Below are 21,205 nucleotides of genomic sequence, written 5' to 3'. Positions count from 1 at the left end.
TAGAGAGGAGTGAGAAATATGGGAGGTAAGTATCGTATTAATAAGATAAAACAAGAGCATACTATAATTGAAGATATATTACCTTTATTAGAAAATTTAGCAGATTTAAAGACGGTTAAAAGTATTATCCCTGGGCGTATTAATCGACGGAGTGGTAGTGGTATGCAACCTTATCTGCAATTAAAATATAATACTCAAACAGGTATAAAAATTTTGGCTAAAACTAGTTCATCTATTCAAGAAATATTTGTGGTAACTGATTATCCTGATAAGACTATAGAATTGTTAAAGGAGGAAAAATTAGTAAGATAGATTCAGTTTAGATGACAATATGCACTTGTAGTGTAAAATAGGAGGGGTATTATGATACAGACCTTGCAAACTGGCATTCAGGAGAAGCGAATGGTAAAGATAGTCTATAAGAACCCACAAGGAGATATTCGCTATCGCCAAGTTGATCCCTATAAAATGAATGATAAAAAACTGTATGGATATTGTCATGTGAAGAATCAACCACAGATTTTTAATTTAGAAGATATTTTAAGTGTGCAGTTAACCAATAAGAGATATGAGGACAATCTTTATTGATTCATATGTTCTTTAATTTTTCCTCCGGATAACTGACTTCCAATAGCAATCAATACCATTATAGGGATTATTTTGATAGTATATCCAGACGAGATTCTTAACCAATAGATTAAAGGGATGGGTAAGTGAATTGATAAAAACCACGCTAATGAGAATTTTTTTGTTGTAGTTCTGTAAGCACCAAAAGGTAGATTGATTAAAAAAGTTATTAATATTAATGTTAGTAAGTTCATTTCTTTCTTCACTCCAATTCTTTAATTTAATTTTATCCTAATAATAAAATTAAAGATTGAGTTTACAAACCCCTGCTTAAAAGTGATTTTAGTTTATTTTATTTTGAATTATTGAATCTATTGTGATAAATATCACAGTTTTATTTTAATTTTTTGCCATATAATTACTTATATAATATAGTATGTTATTTTATGAAAGAGATAAGCATATAGAACCTGTAGAAAAAGATAATTAATTTAAGCAAAAAATTAGATGAAAATATAATAGGATATTAAAACTAAAGGGTGAATATTAGCTAATATTCACCCTTTAGTTTTAATGTTTTTTATCACTCTTTTCTATTAATCTTAAAATAAGTTTAGATAAAACCATCTGCTCATCTTCAGAAGCTACCTGCCACATTTCTCCTAAAAGCTCTTCTTCTTTATTTCTAGGTTCAACATTATCAGCTAAAAAATCAGCAAGTCGATTAGTAATTTTAGTTAAAGAATCATCAGACATACCGACACTTTCTGCCATATTAACTTGCTTAGAGAGAATTTTTCGAAAATGACTAAAAGAATCTAATACGGACATAATTATTCACCTCTTTAGTTTAGATTTTATAAATAATATACCCAATCTTGTGCAAATAATGTGTTAAATTTAAGTTTAATCATAATGTTTATTAACATCTTCAACATCAAAAACTGCATATGGAGCTTGGTTAGTGTCTTCAATAGTAACTTTTTGTGGTGTTTTTAATTCATTATAGTCAATCATTAGAGTCTGTAATTCCTCTTTTAACTTTTTTTTGGTATGTTCACTAATTTCGTCATTTGATAGTCTGTTTTTAACCTTATGAATTCTAGTCTTTAGTTCATCCTTATATTCCATATTGTCCCTCCTTTAGAGGTATAGATATCAAATTTATTTGAACTTATTCTTTCCGGGTTCAAATCTTATCATGTATATAAATTCTTTATTAAGATTTTGGTATAATCATAATTTTAATTGTAAATATTATTATTTAGAGAAACTTTTAAAGAGGTGAATAAGAATTATAGAAGTAGTTATTCTGCTTTTAGGCATATTAATAATAGGTATTTCTGAAATAAGTAATCTTAAGGCAGGTTTAATTACTGCTATGAAGGTTGGAAATCAGTATGCTGGTTTATTATCAATTTGGACTAGCTTAATATTGGCTTATGCTACATGGCAGTATGTAAAGATGGGAGAAAAGACATTAGAATTTATGAAAGAATCATTTGAAAAAGAATATGAGGAAGATATAAAATTCATGTTTGTTAAAGAACAGGAAGATAAATTAGATGAAGAGTTTGTAATTAATGATAAACTATTGGTAGGTAACGTAGATGACGATTCTTTAATTACTGCTCCAGATAATTCTTATATATATATTAATCTTTTTAATTCTGGTAGGAGATTAATTTCTCATATTCAACTTACATATCATGTCAATATTATTGATCCTCTAGATGAATCAATATCTAAGAAACATCAGATTCAGGTAGTAATTCCCGTTACAATTCAGCCTAATGATTATATTTCGTTTCCTTTAATTTATGTTAGAAAATTACCTGAGGTTGAAGTGATTATTAAGTCTTTGAGGAGTTTCAATGGTTTGGGTAAGGAACAACTATTTAATTCCCCTAAAAAAGATTTAAAATATAGAAATAGAAATTTAATAAGCCCGTAATATTACGGGCTTATTCTGCTTTTTTCATTCTACCAATTAATAAGTAAAATCCAGCAACGATATTATCTAATCCGCAGTCTGTTGTATCTAGATTTTTAACATGGCTTTCTTTTATTTTTTGTAATAGATTAGTGGCTTCGGTAAGATAAAGTTTGCGGTGTTTATTCAATATTTATTGCCTCCCTGTATAAGTTTATTCTTTATAGTATCTATTATTTTATAGTTTATAAAATTAATACATTTTAATATAATTAGTCTTTAATATTTTCAGTAATATTAATTAATTTTCTAATTGAGATATTACCAACAAAAGCCAAATCTTTAACTGATAAGTATGAAATTGCTGATCCATCAAAAAGAATATTGCCTGATGGAGCAAATTCGTCATCTCCTTGCCAAATAACAAAAGTAATCGGAATTTTAGGGAAGAATGGTAGAGTAATACTATAGTCACCAATACTAACCTGCTTTCCATTCAAATGTTTACTTGCTTTAAGTAGGAGTTCAGGTTTATGTCCAAAGTTTTGTACTAAAGGATCAATGGCAGCTCGCTTAAAAGCTCCGTAATAGACTTCGCCTCCTTCGGGGACTTCTCGATAAGAAATCAATTTACCTTTTAAAGGTCTACCACTAGCTTGAGTAAGATAATGAAGTATTAATACATTTAATGGAAAATGGATTTTTTTTCCTTCAACTGTCGTTACTTTGCCTTCAGGATAACTTACAAAATGTTCTTTACCTAAAATTTTTAATTTGAATCTATTATTATCTGGATCAAAGAGAGCATCGGTGTTGTTTACTATTACTTGAGGATCTAAAGCACTTAACTTTTTTTGTGCTTTTTGATAAGAGATAATATCATTATCTTGTTCATAGTCAGTTTTAAATTCTTTCATTTTTCGCATTGAAACCACTCCTTAAATTTATTTAGATTCCAATAACTATTTATATTCTTATATTTAACCATTAATGTAAAATATCCTTTATTAAAATCTATTTTAAAGCTCGGTTAATTTGTGAAATATTTAATAAGTTCTGGAAATTTCATCATACTACATAGAATATTTATGTATCATAAGTTAGGAGATTGTAAAAAGAGGGAAGTATATAAGTTGGAATCTTTTTAGGATATTTGCTTCAAAAGGCCTAATTATAATAATTATATTTGCAATAATTATAAATAAAGTTTATAATCAAAATGAAAAGGAAGAAGATTCTGCAAGAAAGAAACAGAATATTTTAAAAATTTAATAATAATTATGATTTTTTTAGCAGGAAATTTTGCGTTTATAGGGAAATATAATATTAAGAGTATCAAATTGTAATATAATAAATAAATTAGGAGTATATTTTGGGGGGACAGCAATGGTAGATAAAGAGAAGATAAGAGAAGCAGTGGAAATGATTCTAGAAGCAATTGGTGAGGACCCGGATCGTGAAGGATTATTAGAAACTCCGGATAGAGTAGCTAGAATGTATGAGGATATCTTTAGCGGATTGCATAAAGATCCTTCTGATGATTTACAAATATATTTTTCTGAAGAGCATGAGGAATTAGTTTTAGTCAAAGATATTTCTTTTTATTCTATGTGCGAACATCATCTATTACCTTTTTATGGGAAGGCTCACGTAGGTTATATTCCAAAGAGTGGGAAGGTAACTGGATTGAGTAAGCTAGCAAGGGTAGTCGATTCTTTTGCTAAACGACCTCAGTTACAAGAACGATTAACAAGTCAAATAGCTGATCTTATTATGGAAAACATAGATGCTCGTGGAGTGATTGTAGTTATTGAGGCGGAACATATGTGTATGACTATGCGAGGAGTTAGAAAGCCAGGTTCATTTACCACTACTTCGGCTGTTCGAGGGGTATTATATCAAGATCAAGCTGTTAGAGCTGAAGCATTAAAGTTAATTAAGGGTTAGGTTTTAAAGGGATGAAAGTGTAAGTTGATTAACTTAACATTATGAAGTAGTGATGATTAATTAGTTTTAGGAATTTAAAATAACTAATTAATTAGGGAGGAATTGGTAATGGCTAAAAGTAAAGTTTATTATGTGGATATGAAAGCAAAGGATAAGAATAATAACTTAATTAATAAGTTATCTCAACTTTTCTACAAAGCAGGTTTTGATGAATTAATTGAAAAAGATGATTTATTTGGAATTAAGCTTCATTTTGGAGAGGAAGGAAATACAGGGTTTATTAGACCGGTTTTTATTAGGCGGTTAGTAGAAGAAATCAAGAAATCTCAGGGTAAGCCGTTTTTGACTGATGCTAATACTCTTTATGTTGGAACAAGAGCTAATTCTATAGACCATTTAAATACTGCTATTGCTAATGGTTTTGGGTATTCTACTGTACAAGCACCTTTAGTTATTGCCGATGGATTAAATGGGAAAAATTATAGAGAAGTAGAGATTAATCAAAAGCATTTTGATAGAGTTAGAATTGGTAGTGAAATCTGTGATGCCGATGGAATATTAAGTGTGGCTCATTTCAAAGGACATGAATTAACTGGATTCGGTGGTTCGATCAAGAATGTAGGTATGGGATTAGGTAGTAGAAGTGGTAAACAGCAGATGCATGCTGTAGTTACTTCAGAGATAACTGTTGAAGATTGTATAGCCTGTGGAAAGTGTGCTGAATGGTGTCCAGAGGACGCTTTTGAGATTGATGATGTTAGTGAGTTAAATACTGAAAAATGTGTTGGTTGTGGTGAATGTATGGTTACTTGTCCAACAGATGCTATCGGGATTGAGTTAGTTGGTGAATCTCAGGAAGATATGCAGGAAAGAATGACTGAATATGCTTTAGGAGTCATTAAAGATAAAGAGGATAAAACAGGATATATTAACTTTGTTATGGATGTTAGCCCTCTTTGTGATTGTGTTGGTTGGAGTGATAGACCAATAGTTGATGATATTGGGATTTTAGCTTCTAAAGATCCAGTTGCTATTGATCAAGCATCTGCAGATTTAATCAATAAACAACCAGGTAGAAAAGATAGTGCTCTTAAGCATAATCATGGAGCAGGTGAAGATAAATTCAAAGGTATTCATCCGGAGGTTGATTGGACTGCACAGTTAGCTCACGGAGAAACTATTGGGTTGGGTAGTAGGGATTATGAATTAATTAAGGTTGACTAATTATAAAATTACTTAATACTTTAATTTAGAATAGCCAATATGTCATTTGACATATTGGCTATTCTTTTATATCTAATTAAAGTTAATATTCATAAATAGAAAGTTGATTCATCTAAAGATAATTATAGGCTAGGTGAGAATAAGTTTAGATTTATTGCTCTGTATTATATTTTTAGAATAAATCATAATAGAATTTAAGTGGTGGATGATAGAAATATATTAGTCTTTTTTATTTTCAGTAAAGGATTTTTTAATTAAAATCTTGAAGTACTTATACAAGAATGAAACTACTAAATTTAGAGCATAATAAGATTGATAATAGCTAGTTATCATAGGAATTAATATAGTTTAAGTTATTTAGGATTTGTGAAAGGAGAGAAAGTATTTAATGATAGAAATAGGTTTAGTTAGTCTAGGTTGTCCTAAGAACCAAGTTGATTCAGAGATTATGACAGGCTTAATAGAAGAAGCCGGTCTAAAAATAATAGATGATTATAATCAAGCAGAGGTTTTAATTGTAAACACCTGTGGATTTATAGGGGATGCTAAAGAGGAATCCATTGACACTATTTTGGGATTAGCAAAATATAAAAAAGATAATTGTCAGGTATTAATTGTAACTGGATGCCTATCACAGCGTTATCCTGAAGAATTAAAGGAAGAGATTCCAGAAATAGATGCTATTTTAGGTACAGGTAATTTTGATGAGATAGTAAAAGTTATTAATAAAGGCCTAGAAGGAGAAAAAAGGTTTGAAATTACAGATCCTAATTTCGATTATCAAAAAGAGTTACCGCGTAAAAAATCGGATATAGGATATACTGCATATGTTAAAATAGCTGAAGGCTGTAATAATCGTTGTAGTTATTGTGTTATTCCAGATTTAAGAGGAGAACTAAGAAGTAGGAAAATCGAAGATATAGTTAAAGAAGTTACTGAACTGGCAAAGCAGGGTGTTAAAGAGGTAAATATAGTTGCTCAAGATATTACCAAGTATGGTAGGGATCTATATGATGAATCAAAATTAGTTGAATTACTGACTGAGCTAATTAAAATAGAAGAGATTGAATGGTTTAGACTATTATATGCTTATCCTGCAGATTTTAGTGATGATTTAATAGAGATGATTGCCAAGCATAAGCGTATTTGTAATTATATAGATCTTCCGATACAACATGCTGATGAAGAGATTAGAAAAAAGATGGGACGTCAAGGTAGTAAAGAGGATATATTAGCTTTAATTGAGAAGCTAAGAAATAGAATTCCTGATATGACTATTCGTACATCTTTAATTGTAGGATTTCCTGGTGAAACTTTAAAGGAATTTAATAATTTATTGGATTTTATTCAAAGAGCTAAATTTGATCGATTAGGTGTATTTACTTATTCACAAGAAGAAGGTACCCCAGCAGCTAATATGCCGGAACAGATTCCAGGTGAGATTAAAGAAGAACGTTATGAAGAAGTTATGAATTTACAGAAGACAATTTCTTTAGAAAGAAATCAGGAGTGGATTGGTAAAGAGGTTGATATGTTAGTAGAAGAGGTGGAAGAAGAAGCTGGAGAAAGGTTAGTAATCGGTAGGACTGAAAGAGATGCCCCAGAGATAGATGGCTTAATTTATGTTAAGGGGGCTAAAGTAAAGCCGGCAAGTTTTATTAAGGTTCGAGTGGTAGATGCTTATGAATATGACTTAATAGGAGAGGAAATAGAATGAATTTACCTAATAAGTTAACAGTTTTAAGAATTATATTAGTACCTATTTTTATGTTTTTCTTGTTATTTACACCAGGAGGAGAGTATTCAGTTTATACTCGTTATTTTGCTGTGGGAACTTTTATTTTGGCAGCAATTACTGATGGTTTAGATGGTTATATTGCTCGCAAACAGGGGTTAATCACTAAGCTAGGTAAGTTTATTGACCCATTAGCAGATAAATTATTAATTTCTGCAGCGTTAATTGCTTTAGTAGATATGGGAGAGATTACAGCTTGGCCGGCAATTATTATTATCGGTCGGGAGTTTGCTATTACCGGTTTAAGAGTGGTTGCTGCTTCAGAAGGAATTGTAATAGCAGCTAGTAAATTAGGTAAGTATAAGACTACTTTACAGATTATTGCTATTATTGCTATGATTATTAACTTGCCTTATAGCATAATATTAATTTGGCTAGCGGTTCTATTGACTATAATCTCAGGAGTAGATTATTTATGGAAATCTAAGAAGGTGATTAAGACAGATGCATAATAAAAATTTAATTAAATTTTTAGCCAGTGGATTTTACAGTGGTTTAAGTCCTATAGCTCCAGGGACGGCGGGAACAGTAGTTGCTGCAGTTTTAGCAGGAGTTTGGTTGCAGAAATATACTATAAATCTACCATTAATATTAGTTTTAACACTTGTGGGAATAGTTATTTCTCATTGGGCAGAAGAACTATATGGTGAAAAGGATTGCCAAAAGATTGTAATCGATGAGTGGGCTGGCTATTTTGTAGCAATGTTTGGATTAGGAATCAATATGTTAATTCCTGCTTTCATTTTATTTAGAATTTTTGATATTACTAAGCCGTCACCGATTAGAAATTTACAAGAATTTCATGGTGGTATAGGAATTATGTTAGATGATATATTAGCGGGAATTATGGCTAATTTGTTAATTAGATTAATATTAGCTTTTGTTTAGATATTAAGGAGATTCGGTTTTTACCGGGTCTCTTTTTTTATTAAGATATAAATCTTCTACCAATATTTACATTAATTTAACAGTTGTTACCTAATGAATGGTGTGTTATAATAGTCATTGTCGTTGATAAAGTACTATAAAACAAACTAAATCCTAAATAATTTCGCAAGAAAGGAGTGGAAAGAGATGAAGATTAAAGGAATTAGAATAGAATTAGTAGCTATTGTATTAATTATCGCTTTAGGACTTTTCTTTGGTGGCCAATACTATTATAACAATTATCGATTAGAGAATTCGTTAACTAACAGTCTAATGCAGATCGAGGGTATAGAGAAAGTAGAGATTAAGAATGTTAATGAGATTAAAGAGGTTAAATTGACTTTAACTAATGTTAAGATGTTAAAGGAAATTTACCAGAAAGCAGATAGAAGATTAATAGATAAATTTGGAAGCAAGAACTATACAATTAAATTGAATAATTCACCGAATCAAAAACTAATGACTGCTTATCAAAGAGTACATCTATCTGTTTATGAGTCTATTATAACTGGTGAATTTACAAAGATGGATGCAAGATTAAAGAAAATAAAAGAAGACTTAGATATTCATAAAGCAGAGGTAAGTGTTGATGAAGAGAATATTTATTTAGAATTAGAAGATAAAAATGCTAATTTTTATAAAGTAATTAGTCGTGAACATGGTATGAATAGATTTGCTTTCCAAGGAGGTGGAGCTAATGCTTAAAGAAGTTAGTTTAGGACTAGTTTTGGCTTTGTCTATCTTTTTGGCTTTTCAAGGAATTAATGTAGCTCCTCTTTTCTTTTTTGGTATTTTAGGTTATGTGCTTTTTCAAGTTTTAAATAAACAAGGATTAGGCAGCAAACAGAAGTTTAACACTTATGGAGGAGCAAACGGCAGTAAGATTCCAGGTATAACTTTTGATGATATTGGGGGACAGGATTCAGCTAAGAATGAACTATTAGAAGCATTGAGATTTGTGCGTGATAAAGAAATGGTTAAAGGCTTAGGAATTAGACCGTTAAAAGGGATTATGCTTAGTGGACCTCCAGGAACTGGAAAGACTTTAATGGCTAAAGCTACTGCTCGTTATATAGATTCTGTTTTTATTTCTACTTCAGGAAGTGAATTTATTGAAATGTATGCTGGGGTAGGAGCAAAGAGGGTAAGAGAGCTATTTAAGAAAGCTAAAGACCAAGCTAAAAAGGCTAATAAATCAAATGCAGTTATCTTTATTGATGAAATTGAAATCTTAGGTGGAAAACGTGGACAAAATTCTGGTCATTTAGAATATGATCAAACATTAAACCAATTATTAGTAGAGTTAGACGGTATGTCTATTGATGATGATATTAATGTTTTAGTAATTGGTGCTACTAATCGGATTGATATCTTGGATAGTGCAATTTTACGTCCAGGTCGTTTTGATCGGGTAGTAAAAGTAGATTTACCAGATAAAGAAGGACGAAATAAGATATTAAATATTCATACTCGTAATAAGCCCTTAGCTTCAGATGTAGATTTAGAAAAGATTGCTCGAGAGACCTTTAGGTTTTCTGGTGCTCATTTAGAAAGTCTAGCTAATGAGGCAGCGATTATGGCTATGCGAGAAGATTCAGATATGATTAAAGGGAAACACTTTAAAGAAGCTATTGACAAAGTGATGATGGGTGAAAAATTAAATCGTCGTCCTAAAGAAGAAGAGTTAAAAAGAGTAGCTTATCATGAAACAGGACATGCTTTAATAGCTGAAAAAGCAAGACCAGGTTCTGTTTCTACAATTACGATTACTTCTCGTGGGAAAGCATTAGGATATGTACGTCATAATCCTGAAGATGATTTCTATCTACAAACATTAGATTATTTGAAAGGTCAGATAGCAGTCTGTATTGCAGGGGCTATTACTGAAGAAATTATTTTAGGTAATAGAAGTACTGGTGCTGCAAATGATTTTGAAAAGGCTACTAAGTTAGCTAAAAAAATCATTTATTCTGGTATGTCTGAATTAGGAATCGTAAGTAAAGATGACTTACCAAAAAGCAAGGTCCATAAAGAGATAGGAAAGATTATAGAAGAAGAAGAAGAAAGAGTACACGATATTATTCTTTCTAATCAAAATTTAATGGATGAAGTAGTAGCTGAATTATTAGCAGAAGAAAGTATTGAAGGAGAAGATTTTAGAAAAAAATTAGGAATAAAAGTTGAAGATGTAGCTTAACTGATTAGAGTAGGTTGTAAAGTTTACAGCCTGCTTTTTTTTATTATTCCCTCAAGTATCTAACGTACAAGAAGTTATAGAAAAATTAATTGATTTATATGGTAGAGATATGGAAGAAGCATTACTGGAAGATGGAAGATTAAATGAAACAATTACTATTTTAATCAATGGTAGAAATATTTTATATTTAGATGAATTGAAGACTAAACTAAATAAGGATGATAAAGTAACTATCTTCCCACAGGTGGCTGGAGGATAGAATATTAAACAGGTAATAGGTCTGACATCAGATCTATTACCTGTTTTTATTATTTAAGATTTTATAACTTATTTAGTGGTGTAAGTAAAAGAGATAAATTGATTTTGTTCATAAAAGAACTTGCATGTGACAAATATCATTTTTGTATTATGCAGGAAATTGCACGAAAATGTAGAAATATAAATTAAGAATAGTGTGACATTTAAATATAAGAATAACTAAAACCTTATTTAATATCTAAACTAAACAGTAGAGGGAGATGGTAAGAGTAATAGATAAAATATATTAATCTAGTAATAATATATAATAGGGGCTTTGATAGGAGTTCAAATTAAGGCTGTAGTTGATAAGTGGAGTAATATAAGTAGTAGGGGGTTATATTATAAAGGAGGGGACTAAATGATTCTATTACATGAAAATATCGATCCTGGTATTAGTTTAGTTATCTGTAAAAGTGGGGATGATAGAAGAGAGAGAAGATTTAAATTTAGTTCTGAACAGATATTTAAAAAGTGTGATGGTTGCTGGAGAGATTGCACTTTTATATATTGTAGTTCAAATGGAGAATTGGCATTAGAGTTTAGAACTAATACAGGTGAAGGTGATGTGTCAATAGATACTTGGTATAGCTTTGATGATTTTGAAGATTCAGCTTCAACTAAATTATTACAATAAAATAGATTTTTAAAAGTTAAACCCGTCATTGCAATGGCGGGTTTTTAGCTGAATAATGATTATTTATATAAATTATTACTAGGTAAAGTTAAGAATACTTTCTTTACAAGGTGTGGTTATTTCTGGTATTATATTATATACTATAAATATTAATACTAATTTAAAGACTCAATAAGGAGAATTATGATAATGGAAAGAGAATATATGGAACGGTTAAAAAAATTCTATAAAATAGTTATGCCTGCATTTAAATTTATTAGTAAAAGAATGAGAAAAGGTTATCAGTCGGGGTTTCCGATTATTGAAAAGAAAGTAAATCTTAGTAAAAAGACTACGGTATTAGACGTAGGTACTGGAACCGGAGGATTAGCTAGTTTATTTTTAGATTATACTTCTCATATAACAGGCATTGACTTATCTCCCGAGATGATAAAAGAAGCAAAAAAGAAGTTTGGAGACCAAATTAATTTTATTGAAATGCCAGCTCATGAATTAGAGAGGTTTTCTAATAATCAATTTAATTTAGTAACTGCTGCTTACTCATTACATGATATGGATAACCAGTATAGATTAAAAGTCTTACAAGAAATGCATCGAATTGCTGAAGATAGAGTGATTTTTTTTGAATTTATCAAGAATAATAGTTTGATTATCAGGGCAGTTGAGGCTTTAGAAGGAAGTTTCTATCATGATTTTGTAAATGATATTGATAAGCAACTAAATCAAGTCTTCCCTACTTATGAAATAATCAAACTAAATAAGCGAATGGGACTTTATATTTGTGAAATATGAGTTTATTCTTTAAACTTTAATAATAAACTTGTTATATACTCCCCTAGGAATGCTAAATCTTCAGTATGTAATTTAGTTATTACTGAAGAATCAAATAATATATTAGCCCCACCAGTAAGTTCATCATCACCAGACCAGAGGATATAAGTAACAGGAACAGTAGGTAAAGCATTAATCTTAAATCCTAAATCTCCTTTATTTATAAAGCTGGCTCCTAATTTTTGAGCTACTTTTTGTAATTGGGTTAGATTATAACTAAAGCTGTCTATAATCGGTTGTACTGCTTCACGTTGAAAAGCATCCTCATAAACATTCCCGTTAGGAAGCTCTTTATAAGAGACTAGCTTGTTAGTAGGTGACCAGTTATTACCTCTAGTTAAGAAATGTAAAATAACAATCTTCATACCGATAGCTACAGGTATATCCTGCTGGGAATTACTAACTTCACCACTTGGATATTCTACATAATATTCTTGATTCAAGCCTGGTATAATAAAATGGTTATTTTCAAATGATATGTCTGTTTGATTAATTATATCTTCTACTTCAGTTCTAGCTAAACGGTTACGTGCTTTATTCATTGCTGGTTTATAAGCTTTAGGTTCTTGACTTTCTGATAATGACATATGAAATCAACCCCTTTAGTTAATTATATCAGATTTGGTAAATATCATCAATTAGTGAGTGGTTATTAAAGGTTTGTTAAACTTATAAATATAGACTTGTTAAAACTTTATTATCTATGATATGATAAATAATAACAGTCTATGCATAACATGGAGGTGGAGAATAATGAATGCTGAAATAGTTTCCATAGGTACTGAGCTGTTATTAGGACAGATTGTAGACACTAATGCAGCTTATATAGCCGAAAGATTAGCTGAATTAGGAATTAATTTATACCATAGAACAACAGTAGGTGATAATAAAGAGCGATTATTGCAAGTATTACAAAGAAGTCTAGAAAGAGCAGATGTAGTAATCACTACTGGTGGCTTAGGGCCAACTGATGATGACTTGACTAGAGAAATAATTGCTGAAGTAATGGGCGTGGATTTAGTTAAAGATGAAAAGCTAGTTAAGCAGATAGAAAGTTTCTTTGAGAAATTAGGTAGAGAAATGACAGAGAATAATCTTACACAGGCTTATTTACCTGTTGGAGCAGAACCTATTATTAATGAAGAAGGAACAGCAGCAGGGATAATTCTAGAGAAGGATGATAAAATTATTATTTCAATGCCTGGGGTACCAACAGAGATGAAACAGATGATGCGAAAGGAAGTGATTCCATATTTAAAAGGACAAATCGGTAACAAACAATTAATAAAATCTAAAGTTTTAAAAGTCTGTGGCTATGGTGAATCTTCTTTAGAAACAGAAATTAAAGATATTTTAGATAATCAGACTAATCCTACTATTGCTCTTTTAGCTAGTAAAGCAGAAGTTCATTTACGTATTACAGCTAAAGCAGATGTAGAAAAAGAAGCTAGCTATTTAATTAATCAAGTAGAAGTTGAATTAAGAGAGCGGTTACAAGATAATATTTTTGGAGTGAATGAAGAAAGTATGGAAGAAGTAGTAGCTAAAAGACTAAATAAGAAAGGCTTACAGATAGCTATAGCTGAATCATGTACCGGTGGGTTAATTGGACATAGATTAACTAATATTCCTGGTAGCTCTAGTTATTTTGAGCGGGGAGTAGTTTCCTATAGTAATCAAGCTAAACAAGAGTTATTACAAGTTAGTGCTCAAACCTTAAAAGAACATGGGGCTGTTAGTAGAGAAACAGCTAAAGAGATGGCTAAAGGTGTTAAAGAATTAGCTAAAACGGGTTTAGGAATATCTGTAACCGGAATAGCTGGACCAGGCGGGGGTAGTGAAGAAAAACCAATAGGATTGGTTTATATGGGATTAGCAGTGGGAAATAAAACTCAGAGTTTTAGGTTTAAATTCCATGGTAGACGGCAACAAATTAAATATCTTACTTCTCAATATGCATTAGATAAATTGCGTAGGTATTTAGAAGGTAATTTAGAGTTATAATAGATAAAAATAAATTATAACTCTAGGTGATATAAAAATGAAGAATGAATTAGTGATTATAATATTTATTGCAATTTTAGGTGCAGTAGTTGCTGTGAATTTGATGAGTGGGACTATATATAGATTAAGTGCTTTTGAAATTAGATTATCAGCCCAGATTTCAGGTAATAATTTTACTGAAATTAACTTTCCTCCAGTAGGAAAGTTAATTGCTGACACTCATACTTTTCCCTTGAATTTAGAATTAACTGTTTTAAATATAAATCCTGACCGTTTAAGAAGGGTAGTGAATAATATAGAGGATAAAGAAGAGTTTATTTCTTCTATCAGATTAAGAGGTAGAGATATTCTACAATTCTTTATATTACGCGTCGTATTTCTTGCTTTTACCGGAGGTGCCTTTGGAGTCTTTATTTTAGGAAATAGGCATTGGAAGGAGTTATTTATCGGTGGTTTAGTAGGTATATTATTATTAGTTATTTTATTTGCTGGTACTTACTATACTTATGATTTTGATAGGTTTGATGATCCTAATTATAAAGGGATGTTAGCTGCTGCTCCGTGGATGATCGGATTAATAGAAGAAGGACTAAATAATATTGATCAAATAGGCAAAGAGATGGAAAAAATAGCTACCAATGTTTCTAATTTATTTGCTGAAGTAGAAGCCTTACGACCTTTAGGTGAGATAAGTGGTCAAATTAAAGTTTTACATGTAAGTGATATTCATAACAATCCAGTAGCTTTAGATTTTATTGAAAAAGCGGTTAAGAGTTTTAATGTAGATTTAATTATAGATTCAGGGGATATTAGTGATTATGGAACTCCTATTGAAGCAAAGTTAGTAGAAAGAATTGATAATTTATCTATTCCTTATATTTTTGTGCCTGGGAATCATGATTCACCAACTATCATCCAGAAGATGAAGAATTTTGATAATGTAATTTTATTAAATGCTAATACTATTAATGTTAAAGGTGTAATTATTACAGGTATTGCTGATCCTGCTTCTACAACTAAGAATATAAAACCACCTCAAACTGAGATGATTAAAGAGTATCAAGCAGGGTTAAAGAAGTTAATAGGTCAACTAGTAAATCCGCCGCAGATTGTAGTAACTCATAACTTCTTGATTGCTTCTAATATAGTGGGAAAAGTGCCAGTGATATTACATGGTCATGATCATGATTTTAAGATTAGGCAAGAGAAAGGAACTACTATTATTGATGCTGGAACTAGTGGAGCAGCAGGGATTAGAGGGTTACAGAGTGAAAAGGGAATTCCATATACAGTTAACTTGTTACACTTTAGTGATAAAGGAAAGGTTAAATTAAAGGCTGTAGATATTATTAAGATTTATAGCCGTGAAAGTAGTTTTATTTTAGAAAGAAGAGGAATAGATAATCAACAACAAAAGATTATTTCAAATTGATTTTAATTTTAAATAGGAAGTGAAATGATGTTAAGGAAGCTGAGAGAAGCGTTAAAAAAGGATGAATTGACAAAAGCCTCTTTTCAAGTTGAAAAGATATATCCTGTTGATTTAGCAGAATTTTTAGTTGGGATACCATCAGATAAACAAGATGATTTATTAGAAATAATTAGTGATGAGAAACTAGCACGAATAATTGAAAATTTAGCACCTGAAGTTAAGTATAAGGTATTAATAAAATTAGATAAAGAAAGATTAAAATTAATTTTAGAGTATATGTCCACTGATGAAATAGTAGATCTTTTAGGGAATCTACCTGTGGGCAAGTCAAAAGAATTATTGGCTTTATTAAGAAGAGAATATGCTGATTTAGTCAAAAGTTTTTTAGGTTATGCAGAAGAAACAGCAGGAAGTTTAATGACTACAGAATATATAGCTTTGAAAAAGAATTTAACGGTTAAAGAGGCTATTAGAACGATTAGAAAGGTCTCAGGGCAACAAGAAGTCATTAAATATATTTATATTGTGAATGATGCTAAAGAATTAGTAGGATATGCTTTATTAAGAGAAATATTGGCTTCCCAAAATGATTTAACTTTAGATGAACTATATTATCCAAATGTAATTAGTACTCAAGCAAGAGTAGACCAAGAAGATGTAGCAATGTTAATTGCTAAATATGATTTAACGGCGATTCCAGTTACTACTGATCATCAGCAATTAATAGGTGTAATTACTGTCGATGATATTATAGATGTTATTGAAGCTGAAAATACAGAAGATATGTATAAACTAGCAGGAATTAATAAAGTAGAGAAGCCATTAGGTTCTATATTGACTTCTATGAAAGAGCGGGTACCTTGGTTATTTATTAACCTAGGGGCAGCATTTTTGGCTGCAGCAGTAATCTCTCAATTCGAAGGAATAATTTCTAAAGTGGTAGCTTTGACGAGTTTTTTACCTATAGTTGCTAGTTTAGGAGGGAATTCAGGGAACCAAGCTTTAACGATTATGGTTAGAAATATAGCGCTAAATGAGATAGATTTAGAAACAGCTAAGGATGTAGTTATTAGGGAAGTAGCCTTAGGGTTAATTAATGGTGCCATTTTAGGATTAGTTACTGCTAGTATAGCTTTTATTTGGAAAGGGAATATGACTTTAGGAATGATTGTAGGAGTAACTACAGTCTTTAATATGATGGTAGCTAATCTCTTAGGAGTTTTAATCCCATTAACTTTAAAATATTTAAAAGTAGATCCTGCTTTAGCATCTTCAATATTCTTAACTACTTTAACTGATATTCTCGGATTTTTCTTTCTATTAGGATTAGCCACCATGTTACTAAACTATTTACTCTAAATAATTAAGTGGATTAACTGGTCGTCCATTAATTTGAATCTCAAAATGCAGATGAGGTCCAGTACTTCGTCCAGTATTACCAGATTTTGATATGGTTTGTCCTCGATAAACTCTTTCTCCACTACTAACTAATAATTTAGAATTATGGGCATATAGAGTTCTTACTCCTTCACGATGTTCGATGATAACTACTTTACCATAACCTCTTGCCCAACCACTATAGACTACTTTTCCACTACGAGCAGCTCTTATTGTAGTACCGCGAGAAACACCATAATCTAATCCCTCATGCATTCGACCCCATCTGCGACCAAATGGTGAAGAAATTCTGGCAGTAACTGGAGAAATGAATTTTTGCTTTAAACGATCTTGGTAACCAAATTGCGGTTTAGCTTCAGGTAAAATTAGTAATTTATTTAATTGAACTCGGTTAGGATTTCTAATCTTATTTGCTTCAATAATTTTGTCTAATTGAATATCAAATTTGCGAGCAATCTCCCATAAACTCTCCCCAGGATTCACTTTATATAAAAGGCTATTAATAGGCAAAACCTTCAGTTTCATTCCTGGTTTGATGTTATTCATATTGGTTATATCATTAGCACCTAACAAAGTATCAATATTGATTCCATATTGATTAGCTATTATAGATAAATTTTCTCCTTTTTTAACTGTATGTTCTTGGATTTGATTAATTAATTTTGGTTCTTTTTTAGTTTTAAAGGTTTTAGTCTCTTTTTTCTTGAATTTATTAATATCTTGATTTATTTTTAAAGTTATTTTATTTTTAAGTATATTGGAGAAATTATTATTTTGATTACTAAATTTATTTGATAACAATTTTTGGTCGGTTTGTAAGTTGAATCTTTTTGAATTAGATTCTAGGGTATAGGATGAGTAATTAATTCCTTTTTGCTGAGTATTTATTTTATCTAAAGTAGCTACATTAGAAATATTAGATTTTTTTATTGATTTAGTAGTATTAGACTTAAAGTAAAGGTTATATCCACTAAAAAGAGTTAAAGAACTAACAATAACGAGACCGATAATCTTTCTTTTCACAATTTTCACTCCAATCAGATTAAGTTTTAAATTTATTTTTAAGAAGTATTTAAATAATTTATAATAATATGTAATATTATTATATGTTTGAATGCAAAAAGTGTCAAGAAATCAGCAAACTTGATAAAGAATTATTAAAAATCAACAAATATAAAGGGGATTCAATTCTTTTATTGAAATAAATTACAGTAAATAATTAACAATAAGGATGGTGGTGTAATGCTATTATGTCAAATCTAATTTAATATATGCTAAATTTATAATTGAGTATATGGTAGTATTATTATGTTTTAATGTTTTAAAATGGATAGATCGACTATAAATCAATAAACGTGTTATTTTTAACTGTTTTTAGCAATTGTGTTTAAAGAACATTTGTTCTATAATATACATACTGTGTTTATAAAAATATTAGAGAATTAAAATATAGAGTTGATTTTCATAATTAAGGAGTTGATAAAATGAAAGGTGAAAAGAAAAAGGCCTTAGAAAGAACTATAAAAAAGATTGAAAAGGATTACGGAAAAGGTTCTATTATGCGTTTAGGAGAAGCAAAGGCTTTAGATGTTGAAGTAATTCCTACAGGGGCTTTATCTCTAGATGTAGCTTTAGGAGTAGGAGGTATTCCACGCGGTAGAATAATTGAGATATTTGGACCAGAAGCTTCGGGTAAGACAACAGTGGCCTTGCATATGATTGCTGAAGCACAAAAACTGGGTGGTGTAGCCGCTTTTATTGATGCGGAACATGCCCTTGATCCTAAGTATTCTAAAAATTTAGGTGTTAACACTGATGAATTATTGATTTCCCAACCAAATACCGGTGAAGAAGCATTAGAAATTTGTGAAGCATTAGTGCGTAGTGCGGCTGTTGATATTATAGTTGTTGACTCTGTTGCTGCTTTAGTACCACAGGCTGAAATTGAAGGTGAGATGGGTGACACTCATGTTGGATTACAAGCTCGTTTAATGTCACAGGCTATGCGAAAATTATCAGGAACTATTAGTAAGACGAATGCTTCTTGTATTTTTATTAATCAGATTCGAGAAAAAGTAGGAGTTATGTATGGGAATCCAGAAACTACTTCTGGAGGAAGAGCATTGAAATTCTATTCTTCTATTAGATTAGATATTCGAAGGAGACAAGCTATTAAAGATGGCGATGATTTTAAAGGAAATAAGACAAAAGTAAAAGTGGTTAAAAATAAGGTGGCTCCTCCATTTAAAAAAGCAGAATTTGATATCATTTATGGGGAAGGAATTTCTAAAATAGGTTGCATATTAGATATAGCTCTTGAATATGATATTATCCAACGGGCTGGAGCATGGTATTCTTATGGAGATGATATGACTTTAGGTCAAGGACGTGAAAATTCAAAAGAAGAGTTAGAAGATAATCCAGAATTGCTGGCTGAAATCGAACAGCAGGTACAAAGAGAATTGGGACTAATTGATGATGAAGTAGAAGCTGATGAAGATACAAAAACAGAAGAAAATGAAGAAAAAGCAAAAGAAGATAACTAAAGTTGTATTTTAATTAAAGTATGGTATAATAGAGATAATAAAATTAAAAAAATAGGTGATGAAGCTCACCTCTATAACTGAAAAACAAATATAAATTATTAAGTTTATATTTTAAAATCAGTTAAGAAACTGTCTATATAGGCTAATGGCTTCTACTTTCTAATGAGAGTAGAAGCTTTTTTTATATTAAATTTAATTTAAAATTTCAGGAGTTGATTATTTTGTTATTCAGTATAGCATCAATTTTAATTGTTGGATTAATTTTAGGCTTTCTTTTTGAACAGTTAAATTTACCTAGTCTATTAGGGATGTTATTAGCAGGGGTTTTATTAGGAAGATCCGGTTTTAATCTATTGGATAAAAATTTATTAAGTATTTCTGAAGAAATTAGAAAATTGGCTTTAATTATTATATTGCTCAGAGCTGGTTTAGGAATTAGTAAAGAGATTTTAAAGAAAATAGGAAATACTGCCTTTAAATTAAGTTTGATTCCTGTTATGTTTGAAGGTGTTACTATTTTATTTTTAGCAATTTATATTTTGGAATTTTCGTGGGTAGAAGCTGGATTGTTAGCTTTTATTATAGCAGCAGTTTCTCCAGCGGTTGTAGTCCCTTCTATGTTAAAATTAAAAGAAGAAAGATTAGGTGAGGAAAAAGAGATTCCCACTTTAATTTTAGCTAGTGCTTCAATTGATGATGTTTTAGCTATTACTTTTTTTAGTATCTTTTTAGGAGTATTTGAAGGGGGGAGTTTATCAGTTGTTTCAGCAATAGCTCAAATTCCTATTAAAGTTATTGGTGGAATAGTTTTGGGATTAATTATAGGCTATTTACTTATTAAATTTTATAATCGATATTCTAATTTAGATTTAACATATCAAACAGTTATTCTATTCGCTATTGCCATTTTTACAACAGTTTTAGGAGATTATTTAAAAGTAGCTAGTCTATTAGCAGTCATGACAATTGGTTATTTATTATTAGAGGAAAATAAAAAATTAGCAAATGAATTTTCAGGAGTGTTAAATAAATTATGGATTCCAGCAAAAGTTTTTCTTTTTGTTTTAATTGGAGCAGCAGTTCAAATAGATGTTGCTTACCAAGTCAGTAAGGTTGGTATATTAATTATTATTATAGGATTGATTGCTCGCATTTTTGGTGTGTTAATTTCTACTATTAAAAGTAATCTTAACTTCTCAGAAAGAATATTTTGTGCTATAGCTTATTTGCCAAAAGCTACGGTACAGGCAGCTATTGGGGCTGTTCCTTTAGCGGCAGGAGTCCCAAATGGAGAATTAATTTTAGCTTTAGCAGTAATGTCTATTATGTTGACTGCCCCTTTAGGTGCCATCGGTATAGATTATTTTGCACCTAAATTATTAAAAAATAAAATCTAAAGAAGCTAGTCTCTAATAAAGGTTTAAAAGCAGGGATTGACTCTTCTTTTCAAGAATTAGATAAATAGTATCA

Annotated in this window: 23 protein-coding genes, 1 pseudogene and 1 riboswitch; of the genes and pseudogenes, 18 read left to right on the top strand and 6 right to left on the bottom strand. The window is 30.4% G+C overall.

Annotated features, from left to right (window positions below):
- Positions 1–18: 18 nt before the first annotated feature.
- Both B5D41_RS01010 and B5D41_RS01005 read left to right on the top strand, forming a co-directional pair.
- Positions 19–312: a DUF2103 domain-containing protein gene (locus tag B5D41_RS01010; RefSeq protein ID WP_078808735.1), complete on the top strand. Its 294-nt coding sequence runs from the start codon at positions 19–21 to the stop codon at positions 310–312.
- 51 nt (positions 313–363) lie between these two features.
- Positions 364–588 carry a WYL domain-containing protein gene (locus B5D41_RS01005; RefSeq protein WP_078808734.1) on the top strand — a complete coding sequence of 75 codons (225 nt, stop codon included), beginning with the start codon at positions 364–366 and terminating at the stop codon, positions 586–588.
- Between the two features lie 549 nt (positions 589–1,137).
- Here B5D41_RS01005 and B5D41_RS00995 read toward each other — a convergent pair.
- Together B5D41_RS00995 and B5D41_RS00990 are read right to left on the bottom strand one after the other, a co-directional pair.
- Positions 1,138–1,398: a DUF3243 family protein gene (locus B5D41_RS00995; protein WP_078808732.1), complete on the bottom strand. Its 261-nt coding sequence runs from the start codon at positions 1,396–1,398 to the stop codon at positions 1,138–1,140.
- A gap of 75 nt (positions 1,399–1,473) precedes the next feature.
- Positions 1,474–1,698, bottom strand: coding sequence for a hypothetical protein (locus B5D41_RS00990; RefSeq protein WP_078808731.1), 225 nt, complete (start codon positions 1,696–1,698; stop codon positions 1,474–1,476).
- A 250-nt stretch (positions 1,699–1,948) separates the two neighbouring features.
- On the opposite strand from B5D41_RS00990, the gene B5D41_RS00985 reads away from it, so the two are divergent.
- Positions 1,949–2,521 carry a hypothetical protein gene (locus B5D41_RS00985; RefSeq protein ID WP_078808730.1) on the top strand — a complete coding sequence of 191 codons (573 nt, stop codon included), beginning with the start codon at positions 1,949–1,951 and terminating at the stop codon, positions 2,519–2,521.
- Positions 2,522–2,531: 10 nt separating this feature from the next.
- Here B5D41_RS00985 and B5D41_RS14055 read toward each other — a convergent pair whose 3' ends face one another.
- Together B5D41_RS14055 and B5D41_RS00980 are read right to left on the bottom strand one after the other, a co-directional pair.
- A complete protein-coding gene (locus B5D41_RS14055) occupies positions 2,532–2,690 on the bottom strand; it encodes a hypothetical protein (RefSeq protein WP_159442863.1) in 159 nt (52 codons plus the stop codon).
- An 82-nt stretch (positions 2,691–2,772) separates the two neighbouring features.
- On the bottom strand, positions 2,773–3,426 hold the full coding sequence (locus tag B5D41_RS00980) for a DUF3786 domain-containing protein (protein ID WP_078808729.1): 654 nt from the start codon (positions 3,424–3,426) through the stop codon (positions 2,773–2,775).
- Positions 3,427–3,886: 460 nt separating this feature from the next.
- Between B5D41_RS00980 and folE the strand changes: the two genes are divergently transcribed.
- From folE to B5D41_RS00930, 10 genes and pseudogenes are all read left to right on the top strand, one after another.
- Positions 3,887–4,447 carry a GTP cyclohydrolase I FolE gene (folE, locus tag B5D41_RS00975; protein WP_078808728.1) on the top strand — a complete coding sequence of 187 codons (561 nt, stop codon included), beginning with the start codon at positions 3,887–3,889 and terminating at the stop codon, positions 4,445–4,447.
- A gap of 108 nt (positions 4,448–4,555) precedes the next feature.
- Positions 4,556–5,671, top strand: a complete 1,116-nt coding sequence (locus tag B5D41_RS00970) for a DUF362 domain-containing protein (RefSeq protein WP_078808727.1) — start codon at positions 4,556–4,558, stop codon at positions 5,669–5,671.
- Positions 5,672–6,059: 388 nt separating this feature from the next.
- A complete protein-coding gene (gene rimO / locus B5D41_RS00965) occupies positions 6,060–7,388 on the top strand; it encodes a 30S ribosomal protein S12 methylthiotransferase RimO (RefSeq protein ID WP_078808726.1) in 1,329 nt (442 codons plus the stop codon).
- Positions 7,385–7,918 carry a CDP-diacylglycerol--glycerol-3-phosphate 3-phosphatidyltransferase gene (gene pgsA / locus B5D41_RS00960; RefSeq protein WP_078808725.1) on the top strand — a complete coding sequence of 178 codons (534 nt, stop codon included), beginning with the start codon at positions 7,385–7,387 and terminating at the stop codon, positions 7,916–7,918. The genes rimO and pgsA overlap by 4 nt, the downstream gene beginning before the upstream one ends.
- Complete coding sequence (locus B5D41_RS00955; protein ID WP_078808724.1) at positions 7,911–8,354, top strand: phosphatidylglycerophosphatase A family protein; 444 nt, start codon at positions 7,911–7,913, stop codon at positions 8,352–8,354. The genes pgsA and B5D41_RS00955 overlap by 8 nt, the downstream gene beginning before the upstream one ends.
- A 186-nt stretch (positions 8,355–8,540) precedes the next feature.
- Positions 8,541–9,098 (top strand): hypothetical protein, encoded by a 558-nt coding sequence (locus B5D41_RS00950; RefSeq protein ID WP_078808723.1) that lies wholly within the window; start codon positions 8,541–8,543, stop codon positions 9,096–9,098.
- The gene (locus tag B5D41_RS00945) at positions 9,091–10,590 is read left to right on the top strand and encodes an AAA family ATPase (RefSeq protein WP_078808722.1); all 1,500 of its coding nucleotides are present in this window, start codon (positions 9,091–9,093) and stop codon (positions 10,588–10,590) included. The genes B5D41_RS00950 and B5D41_RS00945 overlap by 8 nt, the downstream gene beginning before the upstream one ends.
- Before the next feature lie 55 nt (positions 10,591–10,645).
- Positions 10,646–10,849: pseudogene (locus tag B5D41_RS00940) on the top strand (MoaD family protein); the annotation flags it as partial.
- Positions 10,850–11,248: 399 nt separating this feature from the next.
- Positions 11,249–11,524 (top strand): hypothetical protein, encoded by a 276-nt coding sequence (locus tag B5D41_RS00935; RefSeq protein ID WP_078808720.1) that lies wholly within the window; start codon positions 11,249–11,251, stop codon positions 11,522–11,524.
- A gap of 189 nt (positions 11,525–11,713) precedes the next feature.
- Complete coding sequence (locus B5D41_RS00930) at positions 11,714–12,316, top strand: class I SAM-dependent methyltransferase (RefSeq protein WP_159442862.1); 603 nt, start codon at positions 11,714–11,716, stop codon at positions 12,314–12,316.
- Between the two features lie 2 nt (positions 12,317–12,318).
- On the opposite strand, the gene B5D41_RS00925 is transcribed toward B5D41_RS00930, so the two are convergent.
- Positions 12,319–12,942: a DUF3786 domain-containing protein gene (locus B5D41_RS00925; protein WP_078808718.1), complete on the bottom strand. Its 624-nt coding sequence runs from the start codon at positions 12,940–12,942 to the stop codon at positions 12,319–12,321.
- A gap of 166 nt (positions 12,943–13,108) precedes the next feature.
- Between B5D41_RS00925 and B5D41_RS00920 the strand changes: the two genes are divergently transcribed.
- From B5D41_RS00920 to mgtE, 3 genes are read left to right on the top strand one after another with little or no spacing between them, the layout of a single operon-like run.
- On the top strand, positions 13,109–14,359 hold the full coding sequence (locus tag B5D41_RS00920; RefSeq protein WP_078808717.1) for a competence/damage-inducible protein A: 1,251 nt from the start codon (positions 13,109–13,111) through the stop codon (positions 14,357–14,359).
- A 37-nt stretch (positions 14,360–14,396) separates the two neighbouring features.
- Positions 14,397–15,791, top strand: coding sequence for a metallophosphoesterase family protein (locus B5D41_RS00915; protein WP_078808716.1), 1,395 nt, complete (start codon positions 14,397–14,399; stop codon positions 15,789–15,791).
- A 27-nt stretch (positions 15,792–15,818) separates the two neighbouring features.
- Entirely contained in the window at positions 15,819–17,150 is a 1,332-nt protein-coding gene (gene mgtE / locus B5D41_RS00910) for a magnesium transporter (RefSeq protein WP_159442861.1), read from the top strand.
- Here the strand turns inward: mgtE and B5D41_RS00905 are convergent.
- A complete protein-coding gene (locus tag B5D41_RS00905) occupies positions 17,142–18,212 on the bottom strand; it encodes a LysM peptidoglycan-binding domain-containing M23 family metallopeptidase (protein ID WP_143555626.1) in 1,071 nt (356 codons plus the stop codon). The two genes, mgtE and B5D41_RS00905, sit on opposite strands and share 9 nt — an antisense overlap.
- Positions 18,213–18,673: 461 nt before the next feature.
- On the opposite strand from B5D41_RS00905, the gene recA reads away from it, so the two are divergent.
- Together recA and B5D41_RS00895 are read left to right on the top strand one after the other, a co-directional pair.
- Entirely contained in the window at positions 18,674–19,735 is a 1,062-nt protein-coding gene (recA, locus tag B5D41_RS00900) for a recombinase RecA (protein WP_078808714.1), read from the top strand.
- 45 nt (positions 19,736–19,780) lie between these two features.
- A riboswitch (Fluoride riboswitch) is annotated at positions 19,781–19,897 on the top strand.
- A 59-nt stretch (positions 19,898–19,956) separates the two neighbouring features.
- A complete protein-coding gene (locus B5D41_RS00895; protein WP_078808713.1) occupies positions 19,957–21,132 on the top strand; it encodes a cation:proton antiporter in 1,176 nt (391 codons plus the stop codon).
- Positions 21,133–21,205: the final 73 nt, after the last annotated feature.

This window comes from Selenihalanaerobacter shriftii (assembly GCF_900167185.1).
GTDB lineage: Bacteria > Bacillota > Halanaerobiia > Halobacteroidales > Acetohalobiaceae > Selenihalanaerobacter > Selenihalanaerobacter shriftii.
Note: the sequence above shows the minus strand (reverse complement) of the source record. Positions and strands in the feature narration are given on the sequence as shown.

Excerpts from the sequence above, each read along its gene's own strand:
- B5D41_RS01010 (WP_078808735.1), top strand. The coding sequence starts at position 19 with ATGGGAGGTAAGTATCGTATTAATAAGATAAAACAAGAGCATACTATA.
- B5D41_RS01005 (WP_078808734.1), top strand. The coding sequence starts at position 364 with ATGATACAGACCTTGCAAACTGGCATTCAGGAGAAGCGAATGGTAAAG.
- B5D41_RS00995 (WP_078808732.1), bottom strand. The coding sequence starts at position 1,398 with ATGTCCGTATTAGATTCTTTTAGTCATTTTCGAAAAATTCTCTCTAAG.
- B5D41_RS00990 (WP_078808731.1), bottom strand. The coding sequence starts at position 1,698 with ATGGAATATAAGGATGAACTAAAGACTAGAATTCATAAGGTTAAAAAC.
- B5D41_RS00985 (WP_078808730.1), top strand. The coding sequence starts at position 1,949 with ATGAAGGTTGGAAATCAGTATGCTGGTTTATTATCAATTTGGACTAGC.
- B5D41_RS00980 (WP_078808729.1), bottom strand. The coding sequence starts at position 3,426 with ATGCGAAAAATGAAAGAATTTAAAACTGACTATGAACAAGATAATGAT.
- folE (WP_078808728.1), top strand. The coding sequence starts at position 3,887 with ATGGTAGATAAAGAGAAGATAAGAGAAGCAGTGGAAATGATTCTAGAA.
- B5D41_RS00970 (WP_078808727.1), top strand. The coding sequence starts at position 4,556 with ATGGCTAAAAGTAAAGTTTATTATGTGGATATGAAAGCAAAGGATAAG.
- rimO (WP_078808726.1), top strand. The coding sequence starts at position 6,060 with ATGATAGAAATAGGTTTAGTTAGTCTAGGTTGTCCTAAGAACCAAGTT.
- pgsA (WP_078808725.1), top strand. The coding sequence starts at position 7,385 with ATGAATTTACCTAATAAGTTAACAGTTTTAAGAATTATATTAGTACCT.
- B5D41_RS00955 (WP_078808724.1), top strand. The coding sequence starts at position 7,911 with ATGCATAATAAAAATTTAATTAAATTTTTAGCCAGTGGATTTTACAGT.
- B5D41_RS00950 (WP_078808723.1), top strand. The coding sequence starts at position 8,541 with ATGAAGATTAAAGGAATTAGAATAGAATTAGTAGCTATTGTATTAATT.
- B5D41_RS00945 (WP_078808722.1), top strand. The coding sequence starts at position 9,091 with ATGCTTAAAGAAGTTAGTTTAGGACTAGTTTTGGCTTTGTCTATCTTT.
- B5D41_RS00935 (WP_078808720.1), top strand. The coding sequence starts at position 11,249 with ATGATTCTATTACATGAAAATATCGATCCTGGTATTAGTTTAGTTATC.
- B5D41_RS00930 (WP_159442862.1), top strand. The coding sequence starts at position 11,714 with ATGGAAAGAGAATATATGGAACGGTTAAAAAAATTCTATAAAATAGTT.
- B5D41_RS00925 (WP_078808718.1), bottom strand. The coding sequence starts at position 12,942 with ATGTCATTATCAGAAAGTCAAGAACCTAAAGCTTATAAACCAGCAATG.
- B5D41_RS00920 (WP_078808717.1), top strand. The coding sequence starts at position 13,109 with ATGAATGCTGAAATAGTTTCCATAGGTACTGAGCTGTTATTAGGACAG.
- B5D41_RS00915 (WP_078808716.1), top strand. The coding sequence starts at position 14,397 with ATGAAGAATGAATTAGTGATTATAATATTTATTGCAATTTTAGGTGCA.
- mgtE (WP_159442861.1), top strand. The coding sequence starts at position 15,819 with ATGTTAAGGAAGCTGAGAGAAGCGTTAAAAAAGGATGAATTGACAAAA.
- recA (WP_078808714.1), top strand. The coding sequence starts at position 18,674 with ATGAAAGGTGAAAAGAAAAAGGCCTTAGAAAGAACTATAAAAAAGATT.